Genomic DNA, 17,882 nt, shown 5'->3' with positions numbered 1-17,882 from the left:
GTTGAGGGAAGCGCTGCGGACACTGCGAAAGGCATCCGGAAAGGAAGCAAAGGCGGTGGCCCGCACCGGCTGCGCCACAGGACGGGCATTCCCGTTCAGGTGGAGTGCTTCACCCCGGCGGTGAAGGTCGCCCATGCCTGACGAGCGAACGGGACGCATGACGGCGGAGCGCTCACGGCGAAGGGCCCGCAGCATGTGCGCACGTGCTGCGGGCCCTCCCCTGCTTCCGCCTCCGCGAGCGTCAGGTACGCGGGTACGTGACGTCCGGGAAGTCGATCTGCGCCTGCTTGAACTGCTGCTCGTACTCCGCCGGCCAGCCGAACGCGGTGGTCGCCCGCGCCTTCAGGTTCACTCCCGCCGCGCCGCTCCAGAAGTGCACGAACTCGCCGTAGTTCATGTCCCGGGCGTACTTCCCGTTGTGCTTCTGGTAGCTGTCCGCCAGCACCTGGAAGTACTTCGACAGCACGGCGCCCTTACCGTGGTCGCGCCAGATCGGGTAGAACCAGTCCTTGTACCAGGCCGTGTCGGCCCGGGGGAAGTTGTCCCTGTTGGCCAGCATCCTGGTGTGCCAGCGCTCGGCGTCGGCGGTCAGGCCCGTGCCCAGGTAGGCGTCGTACTGGTAGATCTCGGCCCACTTGCTGTCGCCCCAGAGCGGGAACGACGGCGAACCGTTCACGCCCTTCGCGGAGAACTCCACGACATGCCCGATCTCGTGCGCGGTCATGTCGCGGGCCTGGGCGTCGTTCTCGTTCCAGCTCCCCAGGCCGACGTCGATCACATTGCGGTTGTCGTGGCCCGCGTCGAAGACGGTCGCCGGGTGTCCGCCGCCGTACTTGCCCTGGTGGAAGATCGCGGCCAGCCGCGGGTTGCTGAAGCTTCCGTAGTTCTGCTTGGTGTACCGCCACAGCTTCGCGACGTAGTCGTGGACCCAGGTCTTCGACTTGTCGACGTCCGGGTCGAAGTAGATGCCGACATCGCCGTCGTAGTACACGCGGCTGAGCGACTGGGTGTGCTCCAGCCAGTGTTCCTGCCAGACGGCGGGCAGGTCCGGGTCGCCGGTGGTCGCGCTCGCGGTGCTCGTGTACGCGGAGGAGCCGGTGCCGTTCTCGGCGCGTACGCGGTACTGGTACGTCGTCCTGCCGGTGAGCCCGAGATCCTGGTACCGGGTCGTGCCGGCCGGCAGGGTCCGCGACCAGCCCCAGGTGGTGCCGTCGGTCGAGCGCTCGACGCGGTACGCCGTCTCCCAGCGGGAGTTGTCGCTCCAGGACAGCTCGGTCTGGTCGCCGGTGACCGCCTTCGCGGTCAGGGCGGTCGGCGCCTCGGGCGCCGGGGTGCTGCCCAGGGAGCCGGTGCCGAGGATCTGCCACTCGGCGAGCTGGGTCCGGCTGTCCCCGGCGTTGGCCGTGATGTTCAGGCGGAAGTAGCGGTACGCGGTGCTGTTGGTGAAGGTGTACGCCTTCTTCTGGAAGCGGGCGGAGAAGGTCTCGCCCGTCCGTGAGTCCAGCGTCGTCCAGGCCGTGCCGTCGGACGAGCCCTGAAGCGTCCAGTTCTTCGGATCACGCGCGGCCGAGTCGTTGGCGGAGGTGAGGGTGTAGCCGGTGACCGTCGACCGGGCCGCCGCCGCGTACTGGAGCCAGGTGGTGGTGTCGTAGGTCAGGTACTTCGTGTAGAGGGTGTTGTCCACCGCCTTGTCCCGGCCCTCGTCGCCGGAGACGTTGTTCTTGTCGGTGACCGTGCCCGCCAGGTCGGTGATGTCGATCGGATCGGCGGAGGCCGCGGTCACCGCCTTGGCGGTGTTGGACCAGGCCGATACGGCCTCGCCCGCTCCGGCCGCACGTACCCGGTAGTGGTACGTGGTCCCGGCGGTCAGCCCGCTGTCCGTGTACGTGGTGGCATCGGCTCCGGCGGTGGCCACCTGGCGGAAGGTGGTGCCGTCGGTGGAGCGCTCGATACGGAAGCCGGTCTCGGTGTACCCGGTGTCGACACCGGAGTTGTCGCTCCAGGCCAGGTCGACCTCGTTCGCGCTCACGGCGGACGCGCTGAGGCCGCTCGGCGCCTGCGGCACCCCGTCGCCCCCGGCCCACAACTCCCACTCAGCGAACTGGAGTTGCCCGGCACCGTTGTTCTTGGAGACGGCCAGCCGGTAGTAGCTGTACGCGGTGCCGCCCGCGACCGCGAACCCCCGCGTCCTGCCGCGCCCGGCGAACGTCTGGTCCGTACGGGTGTCCAGCGTCGTCCAGGTCGTGCCGTCGGACGAGCCCTGGAGCGTCCAGTCCTTCGGATCACGGTCGGTGGCGTCGTTCGCCGACGTGATGGTGTAGCGGTCGACGACGGCCGGCGCGGCGGAACGGTACTGCACCCAGCCGGTGGGACGGCCGGTGAAGTACTTGGTACTGACATCGTTGTCTATGAGCTTGGGATAGTTCTCGGCGGTGCTGCCGCCTTCGTACTGGGCGGTGATGGTCCCGCCGTTGTCCGTGAGGTCGGCGCCGGGAGCGGCACTCGCCGAGGGCGCGGCGGCGAGCAGACCGGCGGTGACGGCGGCGGCGATGGCCACGGCCGTCCAGGTGGACGCATGCGGGGGTCTGTGCCGGGGTCTGTGCCGGGCGGCCAGAAGAGGGATCACGCGCGAAGCCCTTCCAAGAGTCGATCACATTCGATCAAGTTCAAACGAAGGTTGTCATGCGTGATCGGCGGGAAGCCAGGGAACTCGCGAAACGCGTGTGCCGAACTCCCCCTGTACTCAAGGCCGTTGACCGAAAACCGGCCACATACGGAAACGCGTCTGGGCCCGGAACCATGCGGTTCCGGACCCAGACGCGCGTAGTACGAGCTTCGCTCTACCCGCCGGACTATTCGCCGGACTTCTCGCCCGACTTCTCGGTCGACGACTTGGTGGCCACCGGCTTGCGCAGCGCGATGTTCAGCTCCCGCAGCCGCGTCTCGTCCAGCTCGGTCGGCGCGCCCATCATCAGGTCCTGCGCGTTGCCGTTGAGCGGGAAGGCGATCGTCTCGCGGATGTTCGGCTCGTCGGCCAGCAGCATCACGATGCGGTCGACGCCCGGCGCGATACCACCGTGCGGCGGGGCGCCCAGGCGGAACGCGCGCAGCATGCCCGCGAATTCGTGCTCGACGGTCTCCCGGTCGTACCCGGCGATCTCGAACGCCTTGAGCATCAGCTCGGGCTCGTGGTTACGGATCGCGCCCGAGGACAGCTCGATGCCGTTGCAGACAATGTCGTACTGCCAGGCCAGAATATCCAGCGGGTCCTTGGACTCCAGGTCCTCCAGACCGCCCTGGGGCATCGAGAACGGGTTGTGCGAGAAGTCGATCTTCCCGGTCTCCTCGTCCTTCTCGTACATCGGGAAGTCGACGATCCAGCAGAACCGGAAGACGCCCTCCTCGAAGTGCCCGGCGCGCTTGGCGGCCTCGACGCGGACCGCGCTCATGATCTTGGAGACCTCGTCGTACTCGCCCGCGCCGAAGAAGATGGCGTGGCCGGGGGCCAGCGCGAGGCGCTCGGTGAGGACCTTGACGTTCTCCTCGGTGAGGAACTTGGCGATCGGGCCGCTCAGCGTCCCGTCCTCGCCGACCCGCACCCAGGCCAGGCCCTTCGCGCCCTGCTCGACGGCGAAGTCCCCGAGCCCGTCGAAGAACTTGCGCGGCTGGCCCGCCGTGTCCGGCACCGGCAGGGCGCGGACGTGCTTTCCGGCGAACGCCTTGAACTCGGAGCCCTCGAAGACGTCCGAGATGTCGGCCAGTTCCAGCTTGGCCCGCAGGTCCGGCTTGTCGTTGCCGTACTTCAGCATCGACTCGCGGAACGGGATCCGAGGGAAGGGGGAGGTGACATGACGGCCGCCGCCGAACTCCTCGAACAGCTCGGTCATCAGCTTCTCGATCGGCCGGAAGACATCCTCCTGCTCGACGAAGCTCATCTCGACGTCGAGCTGGTAGAACTCGCCGGGCGAGCGGTCGGCGCGGGCGTCCTCGTCGCGGAAGCACGGCGCGATCTGGAAGTAGCGGTCGAAGCCCGAGATCATCAGCAGCTGCTTGAACTGCTGCGGGGCCTGCGGCAGCGCGTAGAACTTGCCGGGGTTCAGCCGGGACGGGACCACGAAGTCACGGGCGCCCTCGGGGGAGGTCGCGGTGAGGATCGGGGTGGTCATCTCGTTGAAGCCGAGCGCCGTCATCTTGTGCCGGATGGCGGAGACGACCGCCGTACGCAGCATGATGTTGCGGTGCATGCGCTCGCGGCGCAGGTCGAGGAAGCGGTACTCCAGGCGCCGCTCCTCGTTCACGCCGTCCTCGGTGTTGATCGTGAACGGCAGCGGACCCGCCGCGCCCAGGATCTCGACCTCCGAGACCTCGATCTCGATCTCGCCGGTCGGCAGCTCCGGGTTCACGTTGTCCGCACCGCGCGCGGAGACCGTCCCGTCGATACGGACGACGGTCTCCTTCGTGACCTTGGACAGCTCCTCGTTGGCGGCGGTGCCGGGGCGGGCGACCAGCTGGACCAGACCGTAGTGATCGCGCAGATCGATGAAGAGGATGCCGCCCAGGTCTCGGCGATTGTGCAGCCAGCCGCTCAGCCGGACGTCGGCACCGACGTCAGAGGCGCGGAGCTCGCCGCAGGTGTGGGACCTGTACCGATGCATCGTCGTTCATCCAGTCTTAGCAAGTCGGGGTTGGCCGGGGCCGAAGGTCGGAACGGTTGCGCCGTACGACACAAGTCATACGACACAAGCCGTACGACACAACAGGTTACCGCCCAGCCCCGGCGGCACTCCCGGTGGCGACAGGTCACCACATATTCACAAAGTAGGACAGTGCGCACCGGGGACTCCTGGCCGCGATCGCGACGCAGGCCAATTCCTCAGCCCATGGAGGCTCAGCCCATGGGGGCTACCGGACAGCTCGGGGTGCGGCTGTGTCCGGGAACCGACGCGGGGCGTGGTCTGCGACCAGGAGTTGGTGGAGCCGGGCGAGTGCGGCGATGAGGGCGCCTCGCTCTTCGTCGTCCACCCCGGCCAGAGCGTCGGTCAGGGCCTTGTCGGCGCGTCCGGCGCGGCGCTGTTCACTGGCGGCGCGGATGGCCTCGGTGAGGTCGACCAGGGTCTTGCGGCCGTCGGCGGGGTCGGCCGCGGTGGCGACCCAGTTACGGCCGGCCAGGGCCCGCACGCCGGTGGAGACGCGACTCTGGGCCAGGCCGGTGCGCTTGGCGATGTCGCCTACGGCGCTGCGGCCGTTCAGGAAGAGGTCTTGAAGGACCAGGAACTCGCCGGGGGCGATATCGGGTGCGCCGGCACCCATGTCCTCGAGCGCGATCTCGGCCAGGCGGCGGCCGAGCTGGTACAGGTCACTCATCTCCATCCCTCCAAGATACATCTCTCATTATGCATCCAGACAGATGCATCTTGGAGGTGTCGACGGGCGGCAAGCCCGAACCCACCTGGAGAAACACCATGAGCCTCAGCGACTACCTGCTCTACACCGGCGTGTTCATCGCGATCCTCGCCACCCAGCTCGGCACACGACGCCCGGACGCCAGGCGATTGCTACTGCCCGTCGCGATCGTCGCGGGCGTCGGCTTCAAGTACCTCAAGGAAATCCCGTCCGGGAGCACAGCCCACCTGATCGAAGCGGCCGGGCTCGCGGCCGGCCTGCTGTTCGGCCTGGCCTCGATCGCCCTGATCCAGGTCCACCGCGACCCGGCCGACTCCCGCCTGGTCACCGTCGCGGGCTGGCCCTACGCCGCACTGTGGACGGTCGCGATGGCCCTGCGCATGGGCTTCGCCTACGGCTCGACCCACTGGTTCACCCATGACCTGGCGACGTTCTCGATCCAGCACCAGGTCCCGGCCGCCACCTACGGCACCGCGTTCGTCCTCATGGTCCTGGCCATGATCACCGTGCGGACCATCGGCGTCCTCATCCGCGCCCGCCTCGCGGGCGCCATCGTCGACTTCGCCGCGCTGGGCATCGCGCGCCGCTTCGCCCGCTGAGCACCCCGCTCAGCCAGGGCCGGGGCCGTCCCCCGAGCCGTCGGCGCCGTGGTGCGCAAGCCGGCCCCGCAGCTCGGACAGCACCCCGAACGCCGCCGCCGTCAGCGGCACGGCCAGCAGCATGCCGAGAATCCCGGCGACACTGGCGCCCGCCGCGATCGCCAGCATCACCACGGCCGGGTGCATCTGGACCGTACGGCTCTGGATCATCGGCTGGAGCACATGCCCCTCCAGCACCTGTACGGCGAGGACCACCCCGAGCGTCCAGAGACCGATCACCCAGCCACGGTCGGCGAGCGCGACCAGTACGGCGACGGCGCCGGAGATGAAGGCGCCGAGGTACGGGATGTACGCGCCGACGAGCACCAGCGCCCCGAGCCCGACCGCGCCGGGCACCCGCAGGATCAGCAGGCCGACGGTGATACAGACCGCGTCGATCAGCGCGATGACGGACGTTCCGCGCATAAACCCCTCGACCGCCTCGAACGCCCGGCGGGCCATGGCCTCGACGGTCTCCCCGGCCGCTCGCGGCACGATCGCCCTGAGCGCGCCGGGCGCCTTGTCGGAGTCCCGCAGGAAGAAGAACATCAGCAGCAGCGCGAGCACGGCGGTGGCGATCAGCTCGCCGACGACGCCGATCCCGGTGAGCACACCGGACGCGGCGGTGCCGCCGAACTTCCCCACCAGCTTCTTGGCGTTCGTCAGCAGATCGTCCAGCGAGGTCCCGGCGGCGCCGAAGTGGTCGGTCACGTCCTTCGCCGCCTGCCGCAGGGACGAGACGATCTGGTCGCCGGTGTGGAACAGCGCGCTGACGACGATGTATCCCGCCCCGCCGACCACGGCGACGACCGCGACGCAGGTCAGCGCGGCGGCGAGGGACCGATTCACCTTCATCGCGACGAGCCGCCGGTACAGGGGCCCGAGCAGCGCGGTACCGAGGACGGCGAGCAGTACGGGGGTGACGGCGCTCTTGAAGGTGACGACCAGCCAGACGGCGACGGCCCCGACCCCGGCGACCACCAGCAGCACACCACACCAGGCGGCGAGGCGGCGGGCGCTCTCGGGCAGGAGGGGAGCCGGGGACATCTGCACGGATCCAGCGGACCACGGGAGCCGGGGGGTGTCCCCCGGGGTGCGCCGTCCGGCGGTGTGCCGTCCGGCGGGGGCGGTCGTTGTGCGCCGTTGGGGCGGGGGGCGGTTCTCGGGTGCGGGTTGTTGCCGGGTGCCGCTCCGGGGTCATGTCCTGCACTGCATGATTTACGGCACGTGCGGACCGGATCCCGGCGTACTGGTTGTCGTGCGCCACAAATCACGCTTTACGTTCCGGACACGACCCCTGCGCGACCCCCTTCACCGCCCGCCACAGACCACCCGCGCGCGCCGGAGCGGGTACCCCCACCGGGCCGCGGACGGGGAACCGGCGGGAGGGGGTCGGGGTCGCAGGAGGTGACGTGGCCGGACGTAAAGCGTGATTTGTGCCGCTCACGAACCCGCACCCGAACAACGAACCCGCACGCGGCGTAAATCATGCAGTCCGGACATGCGCCTCCGGAGGCCCCGGCACCCGCACCCACCACAAAGCCCACCCGCCCCCGGACGGCGTCGATTACGTGTGGGCCACCGGCGCCGTCCCCAGACGCCCCGCCTGGAAGTCGTCGAACGCCTGCTTGAGCTCTGCCTGACTGTTCATCACGAACGGCCCGTAGTGCGCCATCGGCTCCCGGATCGGGCGCCCGCCCAGCAGGACGATCTCCAGGTCAGGCGTGTTCGAGTCCTGGGTCTCGTCCGCGCGGACCGTCAGCGTTCCGCCCGCGCCGAACACCGCGGTCTGGCCCGTGCGGACCGGCCGCCGGTCCGTGCCGACCGCGCCGCGCCCGGCCAGTACGTACGCGAGACCGTTGAAGTCCTCGCGCCACGGCAGCGTCACCTCCGCACCCGGCCGCAGCGTCGCGTGGATCATCGTGATCGGGGTGTGCGTGACGCCCGGGCCCTCGTGCCCGTCCAGCTCGCCCGCGATCACCCGCAGCAGCGCACCGCCGTCCGGCGACGTCAGGAGCTGCACCTGGCCGCCGCGGATGTCCTGGTAGCGGGGGTTCATCATCTTGTCGGCGGCCGGGAGGTTCACCCACAGCTGGAGGCCGTGGAAGAGGCCGCCGGACATGACCAGCGCCTCCGGCGGGGCCTCGATGTGCAGCAGGCCGGAGCCCGCCGTCATCCACTGGGTGTCACCGTTCTGGATGGTGCCGCCGCCACCGTTGCTGTCCTGGTGGATGAAGCTGCCGTCGATCAGGTACGTGACGGTCTCGAAGCCGCGGTGCGGGTGCCAGGGGGTGCCCTTCGGCTCACCCGGCGCGTAGTCCACCTCGCCCATCTGATCCATCATGATGAACGGGTCGAGGTGCTGGTAGTTGATCCCCGCGAACGCTCGGCGAACGGGGAAGCCCTCGCCCTCGAAACCGCTGGGCGCGGTCGTGACGGCGAGCACGGGACGGGCCACGGCGTCGGCCGGAGCCGCCACTCGGGGCAGGGTCAGCGGATTTTCGACGGTCACAGCCGGCATGGGAGAACCTCCTTGATTCTTCAACGTTCAATTTAGTTGAACAGTGAACATCTCGCAAGGCGTCCTTCATTCCCGGGCCCCGGAAAGCCCGGAGCAGGGCACAGAAACGGGGCCCGTACCGATCCCGGTACGGGCCCCAGCGGCAGCGAAGTCGTGCGATCAGCCGCGCATGCGGCGTCGTGCGGTCAGCCGTACATGCGGCGCATCGCGAAGTCCACCATCTGCTCGACCGCCTTCGCGTCGAACACCATCCGGTGGTCACCCTCCATGTCGAGCACGAAGCCGTACCCCGTCGGCAGCAGGTCGATCACCTCCGCGCCCGTGATCACGAAGTACTTGGACTCCTTGCCCGCGTACCGGCGCAGCTCCTTGAGCGTGCTGAACATGGGGATCACCGGCTGCTGCGTGTTGTGCAGCGCCAGAAAACCGGGGTTGTCGCCCCGGGGGCAGTAGACCTTCGACGTGGCGAAGACCTGCTGGAAGTCCTCGGCCGACAGCGACCCCGTCGTGAACGCTCGTACGGCGTCGCCGAGCGATGGGGGCGACGGTTCCGGATACAGCGGCTGCTCGCCGTACCCGCCGGGGCCGGCGCCACCCATCGGCGGCTGAGGCGGGTGCGCGTACTGCTGCTGAGCGCCCGGATTCTGGTCGTAGCCGTACATGCCCGCAAGAGTACTGAGGAAAGTGCCCCGGGGGAGCCTCGTCACACATGCGAGCAGGGGGTTGCGCCTTATTACCGATGGGTAGCATCATCGGAGCTACCAGCTGGTAAGTACATGAGGAATCTGCCTCCCCGATTCTTACGGAGCCGTCGCCATGGGGCACTACAAGTCGAATCTCCGCGACATCGAGTTCAACCTCTTCGAGGTCCTCGGGCGCGACAAGCTGTACGGCACGGGTCCATTCGCGGAGATGGACGTGGAGACCGCCAAGAGCATCCTCGAAGAGGTCACGCGCCTCGCCGAGACGGACCTCGCGGAGTCGTTCGCGGAAGCCGACCGCAACCCCCCGGTGTTCGATCCCGTGACCAACACGGCACCGGTGCCCGAAGCCTTCAAGAAGAGCTACCAGGCCTACATGGACTCCGAGTACTGGCGTCTGGGCGTGCCCGAGGAGATCGGCGGCACGACCTCGCCCCGCTCCCTGATCTGGGCGTACGCGGAGCTGCTGCTCGGCTCGAACCCGGCCGTGTGGATGTACGCGTCGGGCCCGGCCTTCGCCGGCATCCTCTTCGAGGAGGGCAACGAGGCGCAGAAGAAGGTCGCCGAGATCGCCGTGGAGAAGCAGTGGGGCTCCACGATGGTCCTCACCGAGCCGGACGCCGGCTCGGACGTCGGCGCGGGCCGCACGAAGGCCGTCGAGCAGGAGGACGGCAGCTGGCACATCGAGGGCGTGAAGCGCTTCATCACGTCCGGTGAGCACGACATGTCGGAGAACATCCTTCACTACGTCCTCGCCCGCCCCGAGGGTGCCGGCCCCGGCACCAAGGGCCTGTCCCTCTTCCTCGTACCGAAGTACGAGTTCGACTGGGAGACCGGCGAGTTGGGCGAGCGCAACGGCGCCTACGCCACGAACGTCGAGCACAAGATGGGCCTCAAGGCCTCCAACACCTGCGAGATGACCTTCGGCGACCGCCACCCGGCCAAGGGCTGGCTGATCGGTGACAAGCACGAGGGCATCCGGCAGATGTTCCGGATCATCGAGTTCGCCCGGATGATGGTCGGCACGAAGGCCATCGCCACGCTCTCCACCGGTTATCTGAACGCGCTGGAGTACGCCAAGGAGCGCGTCCAGGGCCCGGATCTGGCGCAGTTCATGGACAAGGCCGCGCCCAAGGTCACCATCACGCACCACCCCGATGTGCGCCGCGCGCTGATGACGCAGAAGGCGTACGCGGAGGGCATGCGCGCCCTCGTCATGTACACCGCCTCGGTCCAGGACGACATAGCCGTCAAGGAGGCGGAGGGCGAGAACGCCAAGCCGCTGCACGGGCTGAACGACCTGCTGCTGCCGATCGTGAAGGGCTACGGCTCGGAGCGGTCGTACGAGCAACTGTCGCAGTCCCTGCAGACGTTCGGCGGCTCCGGGTATCTCCAGGAGTACCCGATCGAGCAGTACATCCGGGACGCCAAGATCGACACCCTCTACGAGGGCACCACGGCGATCCAGGGCCAGGACTTCTTCTTCCGGAAGATCGTCCGTGACCAGGGCCAGGCGCTGAACACGCTCGCCGAGGAGATCAAGACGTTCCTCGCGGTCGGCACCGGCGGTACGGAGCTGGCCCCGGCCCGCGACGCGCTCGCCAAGGCGGCCGTCGACCTGGAGGCGATCGTCGGACAGATGCTGACCGACCTGACCTCCACCGGCGAGGACGTCAAGAACATCTACAAGGTCGGCCTCAACACCACGCGGCTGCTGATGGCTTCGGGCGACGTGGTGGTCGGCTACCTGCTGCTGCGCGGCGCCGCCGTGGCCGCCGAGAAGCTGGAGACGGCCGCGTCGAAGGACGTGGCGTTCTACCAGGGCAAGATCGCGGCCGCGAAGTTCTTCGCCACGAACGTACTGCCGGACGTCTCGGCGCAGCGCGCGCTCGCGGAGACGGTCGACAACTCGCTGATGGAGCTGGACGAAGCGGCGTTCTAGCGGCGTTCAGCGGCGTTCCAGCGGCGTCCTGAAGGGGCGGGGCAGGGACAGGGCCACGGCGACCAGGTGTTCAGGAACCCGGCCGCCGTGGCCCGTTCGCGTCCGCGTCCGGGAGCGTGTGCGCGTCCCGGAGCGTGTGCGCGTCCGTGAGCGTGTGCGCGATCCTCGCGGTGGCCGGGTAGAGATCGCGGTAGAGCCCGTACAGCTCGTCGTAACGCGCGGTGTTCGCCGGGTCCGGAACTCGCCGTTCCAGCACCGGGTTCCACTCCTCGATGCTTGCGGCGCCGACGGAACTCGCCGCCAGGAAGGCCGCTCCGTAGGACGCTCCGATCGTGACGGTCGGGATCTCCTGTTCGAGCCCGGTCACATCGGAGACGATCCGCGTCCACAACTCGCCCTGGGTGCCCCCGCCGACGGCGACGATCCGGCGGACGTCACCACCGGCGGCCCGCATCGCGGCGACGTTGTGGCGCACGCCGAACGCGGTCGCCTCCAGCGCGGCGCGGTAGAGGTCACCACGGGTGTGCTCGACGGTCAGGCCGGCGATCACCCCACGGGCCCGGGGATCGGCCACCGGGGTCCGCTCCCCGGCGAAGTACGGCAGCATCAGCAGCCCTTGGGCGCCCGGACCGGAGGCGTCGGCCTCGGCGAGCAGCTCGGCGTGGCCCGGGGAGCCGAAGAGCGCGCGCAGCCACTCGGTGACGGCCCCGGACGTGGCCATTCCGCCCGCGAGGTTACGGGTGCCGGGGAAGGCCCCGACGGTGCTCCACAGGCTCGGTTCCAGCAGCCGCCGTTCGACCGTGTTGATCAGGAACATGGTGGTGCCGTACATGAGCATGAGGTCGCCGGTGTTCTGCGCGCCGACGCTCACCGCCTCGGTCCACGCGTCGACCGTGCCCGTGATCACGGGGGTCCCGGCGGTCAGGCCGGTCGCGGCGGCGGCCTCGGCCGTCACCCGTCCGGCGATCTCTCCCGGCCAGCGCAGCGGCGGCAGTTCGATGCCCGGCGCGACCCGGTCCGCCCAGGGGCCGTACCACTCCTGGGCCGCCGAGTCGTAGAGCGGCGCCGACTGACTGGCCGAGTGGTGGTCGAGTACGTACGCCCCGGTCAGCTTCCTGACCAGCCACGAGCTGGGCATGTAGAGCCGCCGGGCCCGCGCGCGGACGTCGCTCTCGTGCTCGGCGACCCACGCGATCTTCGGCCCGACGGCCTGCGTCGACAGGACGGAGCCGCACCGCCGCAGGATCTCCTCGACGCCCAACTCGGCGCCGATCCGGGCGATCTGGTCGGTGGCGCGCGTATCGACGCCGTACAGGATCGCCGGGCGTACGGGCAGGTCGTCGGCGTCCGTCAGCGCGACGCAGGGGCCCATCCCGCTGACGCCGACCGCCGCCACGGGGCCCGGACGGCCGGAGAGCAGCTCGGCGGTGATGCCGGTGAACTCCTCCCACCACAGCTCCGGGTCCATCTCGGCGTGCCCGGGCGCGGGCCGGGAGACGGGGTGCCGGCGGACGGCGGTCGCGAGCACCGTGCCGTCGGCGGGGTCGACGAGTACGCCCTTGCTGCTCGACGTACCGATGTCGACACCGAGGACCGCGCCGTGGATCGCACCGAGGACGGCGCTGTGGACCGCGCCGTGGACCGTTGTCTGAGCCTTTTTCGACGTCATGCCGTCACCCTGTCATTCCGTCGCCCCGTGTCTCCCTGTCCAGACTTGTCCGGTCCCGTCCCTGTCGTGTCCTGTCCAGCCAGTCCCGTCCTGTCCAGTCCGGTCGTGTCCTGTCCGGTCCAGTCCCGTCCCGTCCGGTCCTGTCCGTCGGGAGCCACACCCTGGCCGGACCCTCCGGCGGCCCGCGTCGGCCCGTATCGGCCCGTTCGGCGCCCGCTTCCCGCCCGCTTTCCGTCCGCCTGTCTCAGCCCCGCCGACGCCCTCCTCCCGTCCGCGCTCTCACCCGCTCCTCATCGGATCTCCACCGCCCTCTCCCCTTCATCTCCCCACTCTCCGCCCGGATTTCCGCGCCTGTTCTACCCATGTGCGGAGCTTGTCCCGCCCCGGCGCGCGGCCTGACAACCGGTGCCGGGCCCGGGGGCGGGGCCCGTCGTTATGGTGAACCCCATGAGCACTTCCGCCCGCTTCGACCGCGGCCACACCGACGACCTGATGTCCTTCCTCGCGGCCAGCCCGTCGCCGTACCACGCCGTGGCGAATGCCGCCGAGCGCCTGGAGAAGGCGGGCTTCCGGCAGGTGCGCGAGACGGACGCCTGGGACGGGGCGGCGGGCGGGCGGTTCGTGCTGCGCGGCGGGGCGATCATCGCCTGGTACGTGCCGGAAGGTGCCGATCCGCACACCCCGTTCCGGATCGTCGGCGCGCACACGGACTCCCCCAACCTGCGGGTGAAACCGCTGCCGGACACCGGTTCGTACGGGTGGCGGCAGATCGCCGTCGAGATCTACGGCGGGACGCTGCTCAACACCTGGCTCGACCGCGACCTCGGCCTCGCGGGCCGCATCACCCTGCGCGACGGCACCCACCGGCTGGTCAACGCCGACCGCGCGCTGCTGCGCGTCCCCCAGCTGGCCGTGCACCTGGACCGCTCGGTCAACACGGACGGTCTCAAGCTGGACCGGCAGCGGCACATGCAGCCGATCTGGGGCCTCGGAGAGCCCCAGGAGGGCGATCTGATCCGCTTCGTCGCCGAGGAGGCGGGCGTCCGGGCCGATGACATCACCGGCTGGGACCTGATGCCGCACGCCATCGAGCCGCCCGCCTACCTCGGCCGTGACCGCGAGCTGGTGGCCGGGCCCCGGATGGACAACCTCATCTCCGTGCACGCGGGTACGGCCGCGCTGGCGGCCGTCGCGGCCAGACCCCTCCCGTACATCCCGGTGCTGGCCGCCTTCGACCACGAGGAGAACGGCTCCCAGTCGGACACCGGCGCGGACGGTCCTCTGCTCGGTACGGTGCTGGAGCGCTCGGTGCTCTCCCGCGGCGGTACGTACGAGGACCGGGCGCGGGCCTTCGCCGGCACGGTCTGCCTGTCGTCCGACACCGGCCACGCCGTGCACCCGAACTACAGCGACCGCCACGACCCCACGCACCGCCCCCGCGCCAACGGCGGCCCGATCCTCAAGGTCAACGTCAACATGCGGTACGCGACGGACGGCAGCGGCCGGGCCGTGTTCGCGACGGCCTGCGAGAAGGCGGGCGTGCCCTGGCAGACATTCGTCTCCAACAACGCGATGCCCTGCGGCACGACGATCGGCCCGATCACCGCCGCCCGGCACGGGATCCAGACCGTCGACATCGGCGTGGCGATCCTGTCGATGCACAGCGCGCGCGAACTGTGCGGCGCGGACGACCCGTACCTGCTGGCAAACGCGCTGGTGGCCTTCCTGGAGGGCTGAGCGCCCAGGAAGGGCCGGGCCGCTCCAGGAAGGGCTGAGCGCTCCGGGAAGGGCCGGACGTACGGAACTCCCGCCATCCGCATGCCTGTTCAGGTCCGGCGTACGCGACTCGACGACCCCGACGTACACGCCGCGACCGGCGCCCCCCACACGCCGCGACCGGCGCGGCCTACGCGTCGAGCCCGGCGAGTACGAGACCGAGCCTCGACGTCCCCTCCTCGCTCACGCTGACGGGTACGCCCCAGTCCTGCTGATGGACATGGCAGGCCGGGTACTCGTTGGCAGGATCGTCGTCGCACGAGGCCGCCATCGCGGAGACGTGCAGCACGCCCTCCGTGACACCGTCGGCCAGCACCAGATCACGGCTCAGATCCGTACCGGATCCGCCGCCGTCCGCCAGCAGTCCGGGCGGGGTGGCGGAAACGAGCAGCCGGGTCGAGGGGCCGTATCGGGTGTCGAGCTTCTGGCCGCTCGGCGCCGTGAAGACGATGTCCAGCCGCAGCGCGCCCGGGGCGACCTCGGTCGCGGCCCGCCGCGTACGGTGGGCGACGGCCTCGACCCGTACCGCCTCGTCGGGCAGCCGCAGCCGGGTCAGCCGGTGCCGCGCCGACTCGACCACGACGATGTCCTCCCCGACGAGCACGGCGTCGCTCGGCTCCCGCAGATCCGTGGCGAGCGTGGTCACTTCACCGCTCCCGCCCTCCTGAACCGGCGGAGTGAACCGGCGCAGGGCGTGGTTGTACGTGTCGCAGACGGCGACCGAGCCGTCGGGCAGCGCGGTGACGCCCAACGGGTGCTGGAGCAGGGCCTGTTCGGCCGCCCCGTCGCGGTGCCCGAAGTCGAAGAGGCCGGTTCCGACGGCGGTACGGACGACGAACCCCTCCCCGTTCCCCTCGGCGTCCCGCTCGACGTACCGCAGCGCGCTGGTCTCCGAATCGGCGACCCACAGCCGGTCCCCGGCCGCCGCGAGCCCGGACGGCTGGGCGAACCACGCCTCGGCGGCGGGCCCGTCCACCAGCCCCTCGTTGGTGGTGCCGGCCGCGACCTGGACGGTCCCGGTGGCCGGGTCGTACGTCCACAGCTGGTGGACACCGGCCATCGCGATCCACACCCGGTCCGCCCACCAGGCGACGTCCCACGGCGAGGAGAGATCCACCTCCAGCGCGGGACCCGAGGCCGGCGAACCCTGCCACCACTGCCTGCCGGTCCCGGCGACGGTCTCGATCGCGCCGCTGACCGGGTCGTACGTCCGCAGCGCGTGGTTCACGGTGTCCGCGACGATCACCGTGCCGTCGGGCAGCAGCGCGAGCCCCTGCGGTTCGCTGAACGAGTCGGGCCCGAACCCGCGCTCCCCGGAACCGATCCGCCGCACGACGCTCTCGCCGTCCGCCTCCAGCTCGACCAGCTGATGGCGGGTGGAGTCCGAGACGAGAAGGTGCCCGCCGGGCAGCACCAACGCCTTGCCCGGGAACCGCAGGTCGGTCGCGACCGGCTCCGGCGGAACGTACGGCCCGTCCCCGCGCCGCAGCGTCCCCTTCGCGGCGTGCTCGGCCTCCAGCTCCCCGACCAGCGTCGCGATGGCGTGCGCGTGCCCCTCGCCCGCGTGCTGGGCGACGATGTACCCCTCGGGGTCGATGACGACGAGCGTGGGCCAGGCCCGTACGGCGTACTGCTTCCAGGTCGCCAGCTCGGGATCGTCGAGCACGGGGTGGTGCACCTCATAGCGCTCGACGGCGTCGACCACCGCCTGGTGCTCGGCCTCGTGCACGAACTTCGGCGAGTGGACGCCGATGATCACCACCGTGTCCCGGTGCTTCTCCTCCAACTCCCGCAGCTCGTCGAGGACATGCAGACAGTTGATGCAGCAAAATGTCCAAAAATCGAGAATGACGATGCGTCCCCGCAGGTCGGCGAGGGTGTACGAGGTGCCGCCCGTATTGAGCCAGCCGCCCTTGCCGACCAGCTCGGGAGCCCGGACGCGGGCGCGGCGGGGCGAGGCCGGGGATGGTTCGGGGGAGGGGGCGGGGGTCGCGTCGTTCATGGTTCAAGGGTGCCATCCTCGGCGCCGCGCACAGCACCCGAAGGCGTACACATAAGCCCGTACCGCCATCGAATACGCGCTGCTGATCGCGGTGGCGGTGTGCGTGATCAGGATGGCGGAGAAGGAACGGGACGACGACTGATGCGGGCCGGATCCGCCCGGTCCGGTGACGCGGGGCGGCCCGGAGCTACGCGGACGGATCACAGCGACGCCGCTCTCAGCAGGTCCGCTCACAGCAGGTCCGCTCACAGCGGGGCCACTCCCGGCAGGTCCACTCCCGGCAGGTCCACTCCCGGCAGGTCCACTCCCGGCAGGTCCTCACAGCCGTGCCGCATGGTCACCGGGCGGGCGGCGGCGCCAGCCCCAGCAGCCGGTCCTTCAGCGCCGGGAACTGCTCGCGCGTCGCCGCGACCTTCCCCGGGTCGAGTTCGACCGTGAGGACTTCCTCGTCCGTCCCCGCCTCGGCGAGCACCTCGCCCCAGGGATCGACGACGATGCTGTGTCCCGACTGCTCCACGCCCGCGTGGGAACCGGCGGTGGAACAGGCCAGGACGTACGCCTGGTTCTCGACCGCGCGGGCCTGGGCGAGCAGCGTCCAGTGCGCGCGCCGGCGGGCCGGCCAGCCGGCCGGGACGACGAGCAGCTCGGCGCCCGCGTCGATCAGGCCCCGGAAGAGCTCCGGGAAGCGCAGGTCGTAGCAGGTGGCGAGGCCGAGGGTGGTCTCCGGCAGCCGTACGGTGACGAGTTCGGCGCCCGCGCTCATCAGCGTCGCCTCGCCCCGGTCGAAACCGAAACGGTGGATCTTGCGGTACGTACGGACCAGGTCACCGGCGGGAGAGAGGACGAGCGAGGTGTTGAAAAGGTGTCCCGCCGGGTCCCGTTCCACGAGGGACCCGGCATGCAGCCAGACTCCCGCGTCGCGCGCCGCGCCCGACATCGCTTCGAACGTGGGCCCGTCCAGTGCTTCCGCTTCGTCGGCGAAGGAGTCGTACGCGAAGGCACCGACCGGCCAGAGCTCCGGCAAGACCACCAGATCGGCGCCCTGTTGCCGCCGTACCAGCTCGGCGACTCGGCACCTTCGGGAATCCACCGATTCGTCCGGGTCTACTGCGATCTGGAGCAGAGAGGCGCGCACAGTACCACCGTCCTGGCATTCGAGCCGTCAACACGGGCCTACGATCGTCACACGAAAGCACTGCCGGGGTGCCACCGGGCAGCGTAACTTAGCTG

The 17,882-nt window shown here is 70.0% G+C and carries 12 protein-coding genes; 3 read left to right on the top strand and 9 right to left on the bottom strand.

The features are described 5' to 3' along the window. Positions 1-241: 241 nt before the first annotated feature. From ACIQD6_RS16010 to ACIQD6_RS16000, 3 genes are all read right to left on the bottom strand, one after another. Positions 242-2,626, bottom strand: coding sequence for a discoidin domain-containing protein (locus ACIQD6_RS16010; protein WP_401882640.1), 2,385 nt, complete (start codon positions 2,624-2,626; stop codon positions 242-244). Positions 2,627-2,852: 226 nt separating this feature from the next. Then, positions 2,853-4,655 (bottom strand): aspartate--tRNA ligase, encoded by a 1,803-nt coding sequence (gene aspS, locus ACIQD6_RS16005; RefSeq protein ID WP_401882638.1) that lies wholly within the window; start codon positions 4,653-4,655, stop codon positions 2,853-2,855. Positions 4,656-4,902: 247 nt separating this feature from the next. After that, on the bottom strand, positions 4,903-5,370 hold the full coding sequence (locus tag ACIQD6_RS16000; protein WP_401882635.1) for a MarR family winged helix-turn-helix transcriptional regulator: 468 nt from the start codon (positions 5,368-5,370) through the stop codon (positions 4,903-4,905). Between the two features lie 92 nt (positions 5,371-5,462). Here ACIQD6_RS16000 and ACIQD6_RS15995 point away from each other — a divergent pair, with 92 nt between their 5' ends. Next, positions 5,463-6,002 carry a hypothetical protein gene (locus tag ACIQD6_RS15995; RefSeq protein WP_401882632.1) on the top strand — a complete coding sequence of 180 codons (540 nt, stop codon included), beginning with the start codon at positions 5,463-5,465 and terminating at the stop codon, positions 6,000-6,002. A gap of 9 nt (positions 6,003-6,011) precedes the next feature. Here the strand turns inward: ACIQD6_RS15995 and ACIQD6_RS15990 are convergent, their stop codons facing one another. The 3 genes from ACIQD6_RS15990 to ACIQD6_RS15980 all read right to left on the bottom strand — a co-directional run bounded on the left by ACIQD6_RS15990 (position 6,012) and on the right by ACIQD6_RS15980 (position 9,224). After that, positions 6,012-7,088, bottom strand: coding sequence for an AI-2E family transporter (locus ACIQD6_RS15990; protein ID WP_401882630.1), 1,077 nt, complete (start codon positions 7,086-7,088; stop codon positions 6,012-6,014). 520 nt (positions 7,089-7,608) lie between these two features. Then, positions 7,609-8,562 carry a pirin family protein gene (locus tag ACIQD6_RS15985; RefSeq protein ID WP_401882628.1) on the bottom strand — a complete coding sequence of 318 codons (954 nt, stop codon included), beginning with the start codon at positions 8,560-8,562 and terminating at the stop codon, positions 7,609-7,611. 185 nt (positions 8,563-8,747) lie between these two features. After that, entirely contained in the window at positions 8,748-9,224 is a 477-nt protein-coding gene (locus ACIQD6_RS15980; protein ID WP_401882625.1) for an SseB family protein, read from the bottom strand. 154 nt (positions 9,225-9,378) lie between these two features. On the opposite strand from ACIQD6_RS15980, the gene ACIQD6_RS15975 reads away from it, so the two are divergent. Continuing rightward, positions 9,379-11,205 (top strand): acyl-CoA dehydrogenase, encoded by a 1,827-nt coding sequence (locus ACIQD6_RS15975; protein WP_401882623.1) that lies wholly within the window; start codon positions 9,379-9,381, stop codon positions 11,203-11,205. Between the two features lie 70 nt (positions 11,206-11,275). Here the strand turns inward: ACIQD6_RS15975 and ACIQD6_RS15970 are convergent, their stop codons facing one another. Then, on the bottom strand, positions 11,276-12,874 hold the full coding sequence (locus ACIQD6_RS15970; protein WP_401882621.1) for an FGGY-family carbohydrate kinase: 1,599 nt from the start codon (positions 12,872-12,874) through the stop codon (positions 11,276-11,278). 447 nt (positions 12,875-13,321) lie between these two features. Here ACIQD6_RS15970 and ACIQD6_RS15965 point away from each other — a divergent pair, with 447 nt between their 5' ends. Then, the gene (locus ACIQD6_RS15965; protein ID WP_401882619.1) at positions 13,322-14,611 is read left to right on the top strand and encodes a M18 family aminopeptidase; all 1,290 of its coding nucleotides are present in this window, start codon (positions 13,322-13,324) and stop codon (positions 14,609-14,611) included. A gap of 169 nt (positions 14,612-14,780) precedes the next feature. Here ACIQD6_RS15965 and ACIQD6_RS15960 read toward each other — a convergent pair whose 3' ends face one another. Together ACIQD6_RS15960 and ACIQD6_RS15955 are read right to left on the bottom strand one after the other, a co-directional pair. Next, positions 14,781-16,652, bottom strand: a complete 1,872-nt coding sequence (locus ACIQD6_RS15960) for an NHL domain-containing thioredoxin family protein (RefSeq protein ID WP_401882617.1) — start codon at positions 16,650-16,652, stop codon at positions 14,781-14,783. Between the two features lie 337 nt (positions 16,653-16,989). Beyond that, complete coding sequence (locus ACIQD6_RS15955; RefSeq protein WP_401882614.1) at positions 16,990-17,787, bottom strand: carbon-nitrogen family hydrolase; 798 nt, start codon at positions 17,785-17,787, stop codon at positions 16,990-16,992. Positions 17,788-17,882 lie beyond the last annotated feature (95 nt).

Source organism: Streptomyces sp. NPDC088400 (genome assembly GCF_044753355.1).
In the GTDB taxonomy this organism is placed as follows: domain Bacteria; phylum Actinomycetota; class Actinomycetes; order Streptomycetales; family Streptomycetaceae; genus Streptomyces.
This window is presented reverse-complemented; position numbering and strand designations above follow the sequence as displayed.

What these genes read in the sequence shown, in the direction of transcription:
- aspS (WP_401882638.1), bottom strand. Translation starts at nt 4,655, where the DNA reads ATGCATCGGTACAGGTCCCACACCTGCGGCGAGCTCCGCGCCTCTGAC.
- ACIQD6_RS16000 (WP_401882635.1), bottom strand. Translation starts at nt 5,370, where the DNA reads ATGGAGATGAGTGACCTGTACCAGCTCGGCCGCCGCCTGGCCGAGATC.
- ACIQD6_RS15995 (WP_401882632.1), top strand. Translation starts at nt 5,463, where the DNA reads ATGAGCCTCAGCGACTACCTGCTCTACACCGGCGTGTTCATCGCGATC.
- ACIQD6_RS15990 (WP_401882630.1), bottom strand. Translation starts at nt 7,088, where the DNA reads ATGTCCCCGGCTCCCCTCCTGCCCGAGAGCGCCCGCCGCCTCGCCGCC.
- ACIQD6_RS15985 (WP_401882628.1), bottom strand. Translation starts at nt 8,562, where the DNA reads ATGCCGGCTGTGACCGTCGAAAATCCGCTGACCCTGCCCCGAGTGGCG.
- ACIQD6_RS15980 (WP_401882625.1), bottom strand. Translation starts at nt 9,224, where the DNA reads ATGTACGGCTACGACCAGAATCCGGGCGCTCAGCAGCAGTACGCGCAC.
- ACIQD6_RS15975 (WP_401882623.1), top strand. Translation starts at nt 9,379, where the DNA reads ATGGGGCACTACAAGTCGAATCTCCGCGACATCGAGTTCAACCTCTTC.
- ACIQD6_RS15970 (WP_401882621.1), bottom strand. Translation starts at nt 12,874, where the DNA reads ATGACGTCGAAAAAGGCTCAGACAACGGTCCACGGCGCGGTCCACAGC.
- ACIQD6_RS15965 (WP_401882619.1), top strand. Translation starts at nt 13,322, where the DNA reads ATGAGCACTTCCGCCCGCTTCGACCGCGGCCACACCGACGACCTGATG.
- ACIQD6_RS15960 (WP_401882617.1), bottom strand. Translation starts at nt 16,652, where the DNA reads ATGAACGACGCGACCCCCGCCCCCTCCCCCGAACCATCCCCGGCCTCG.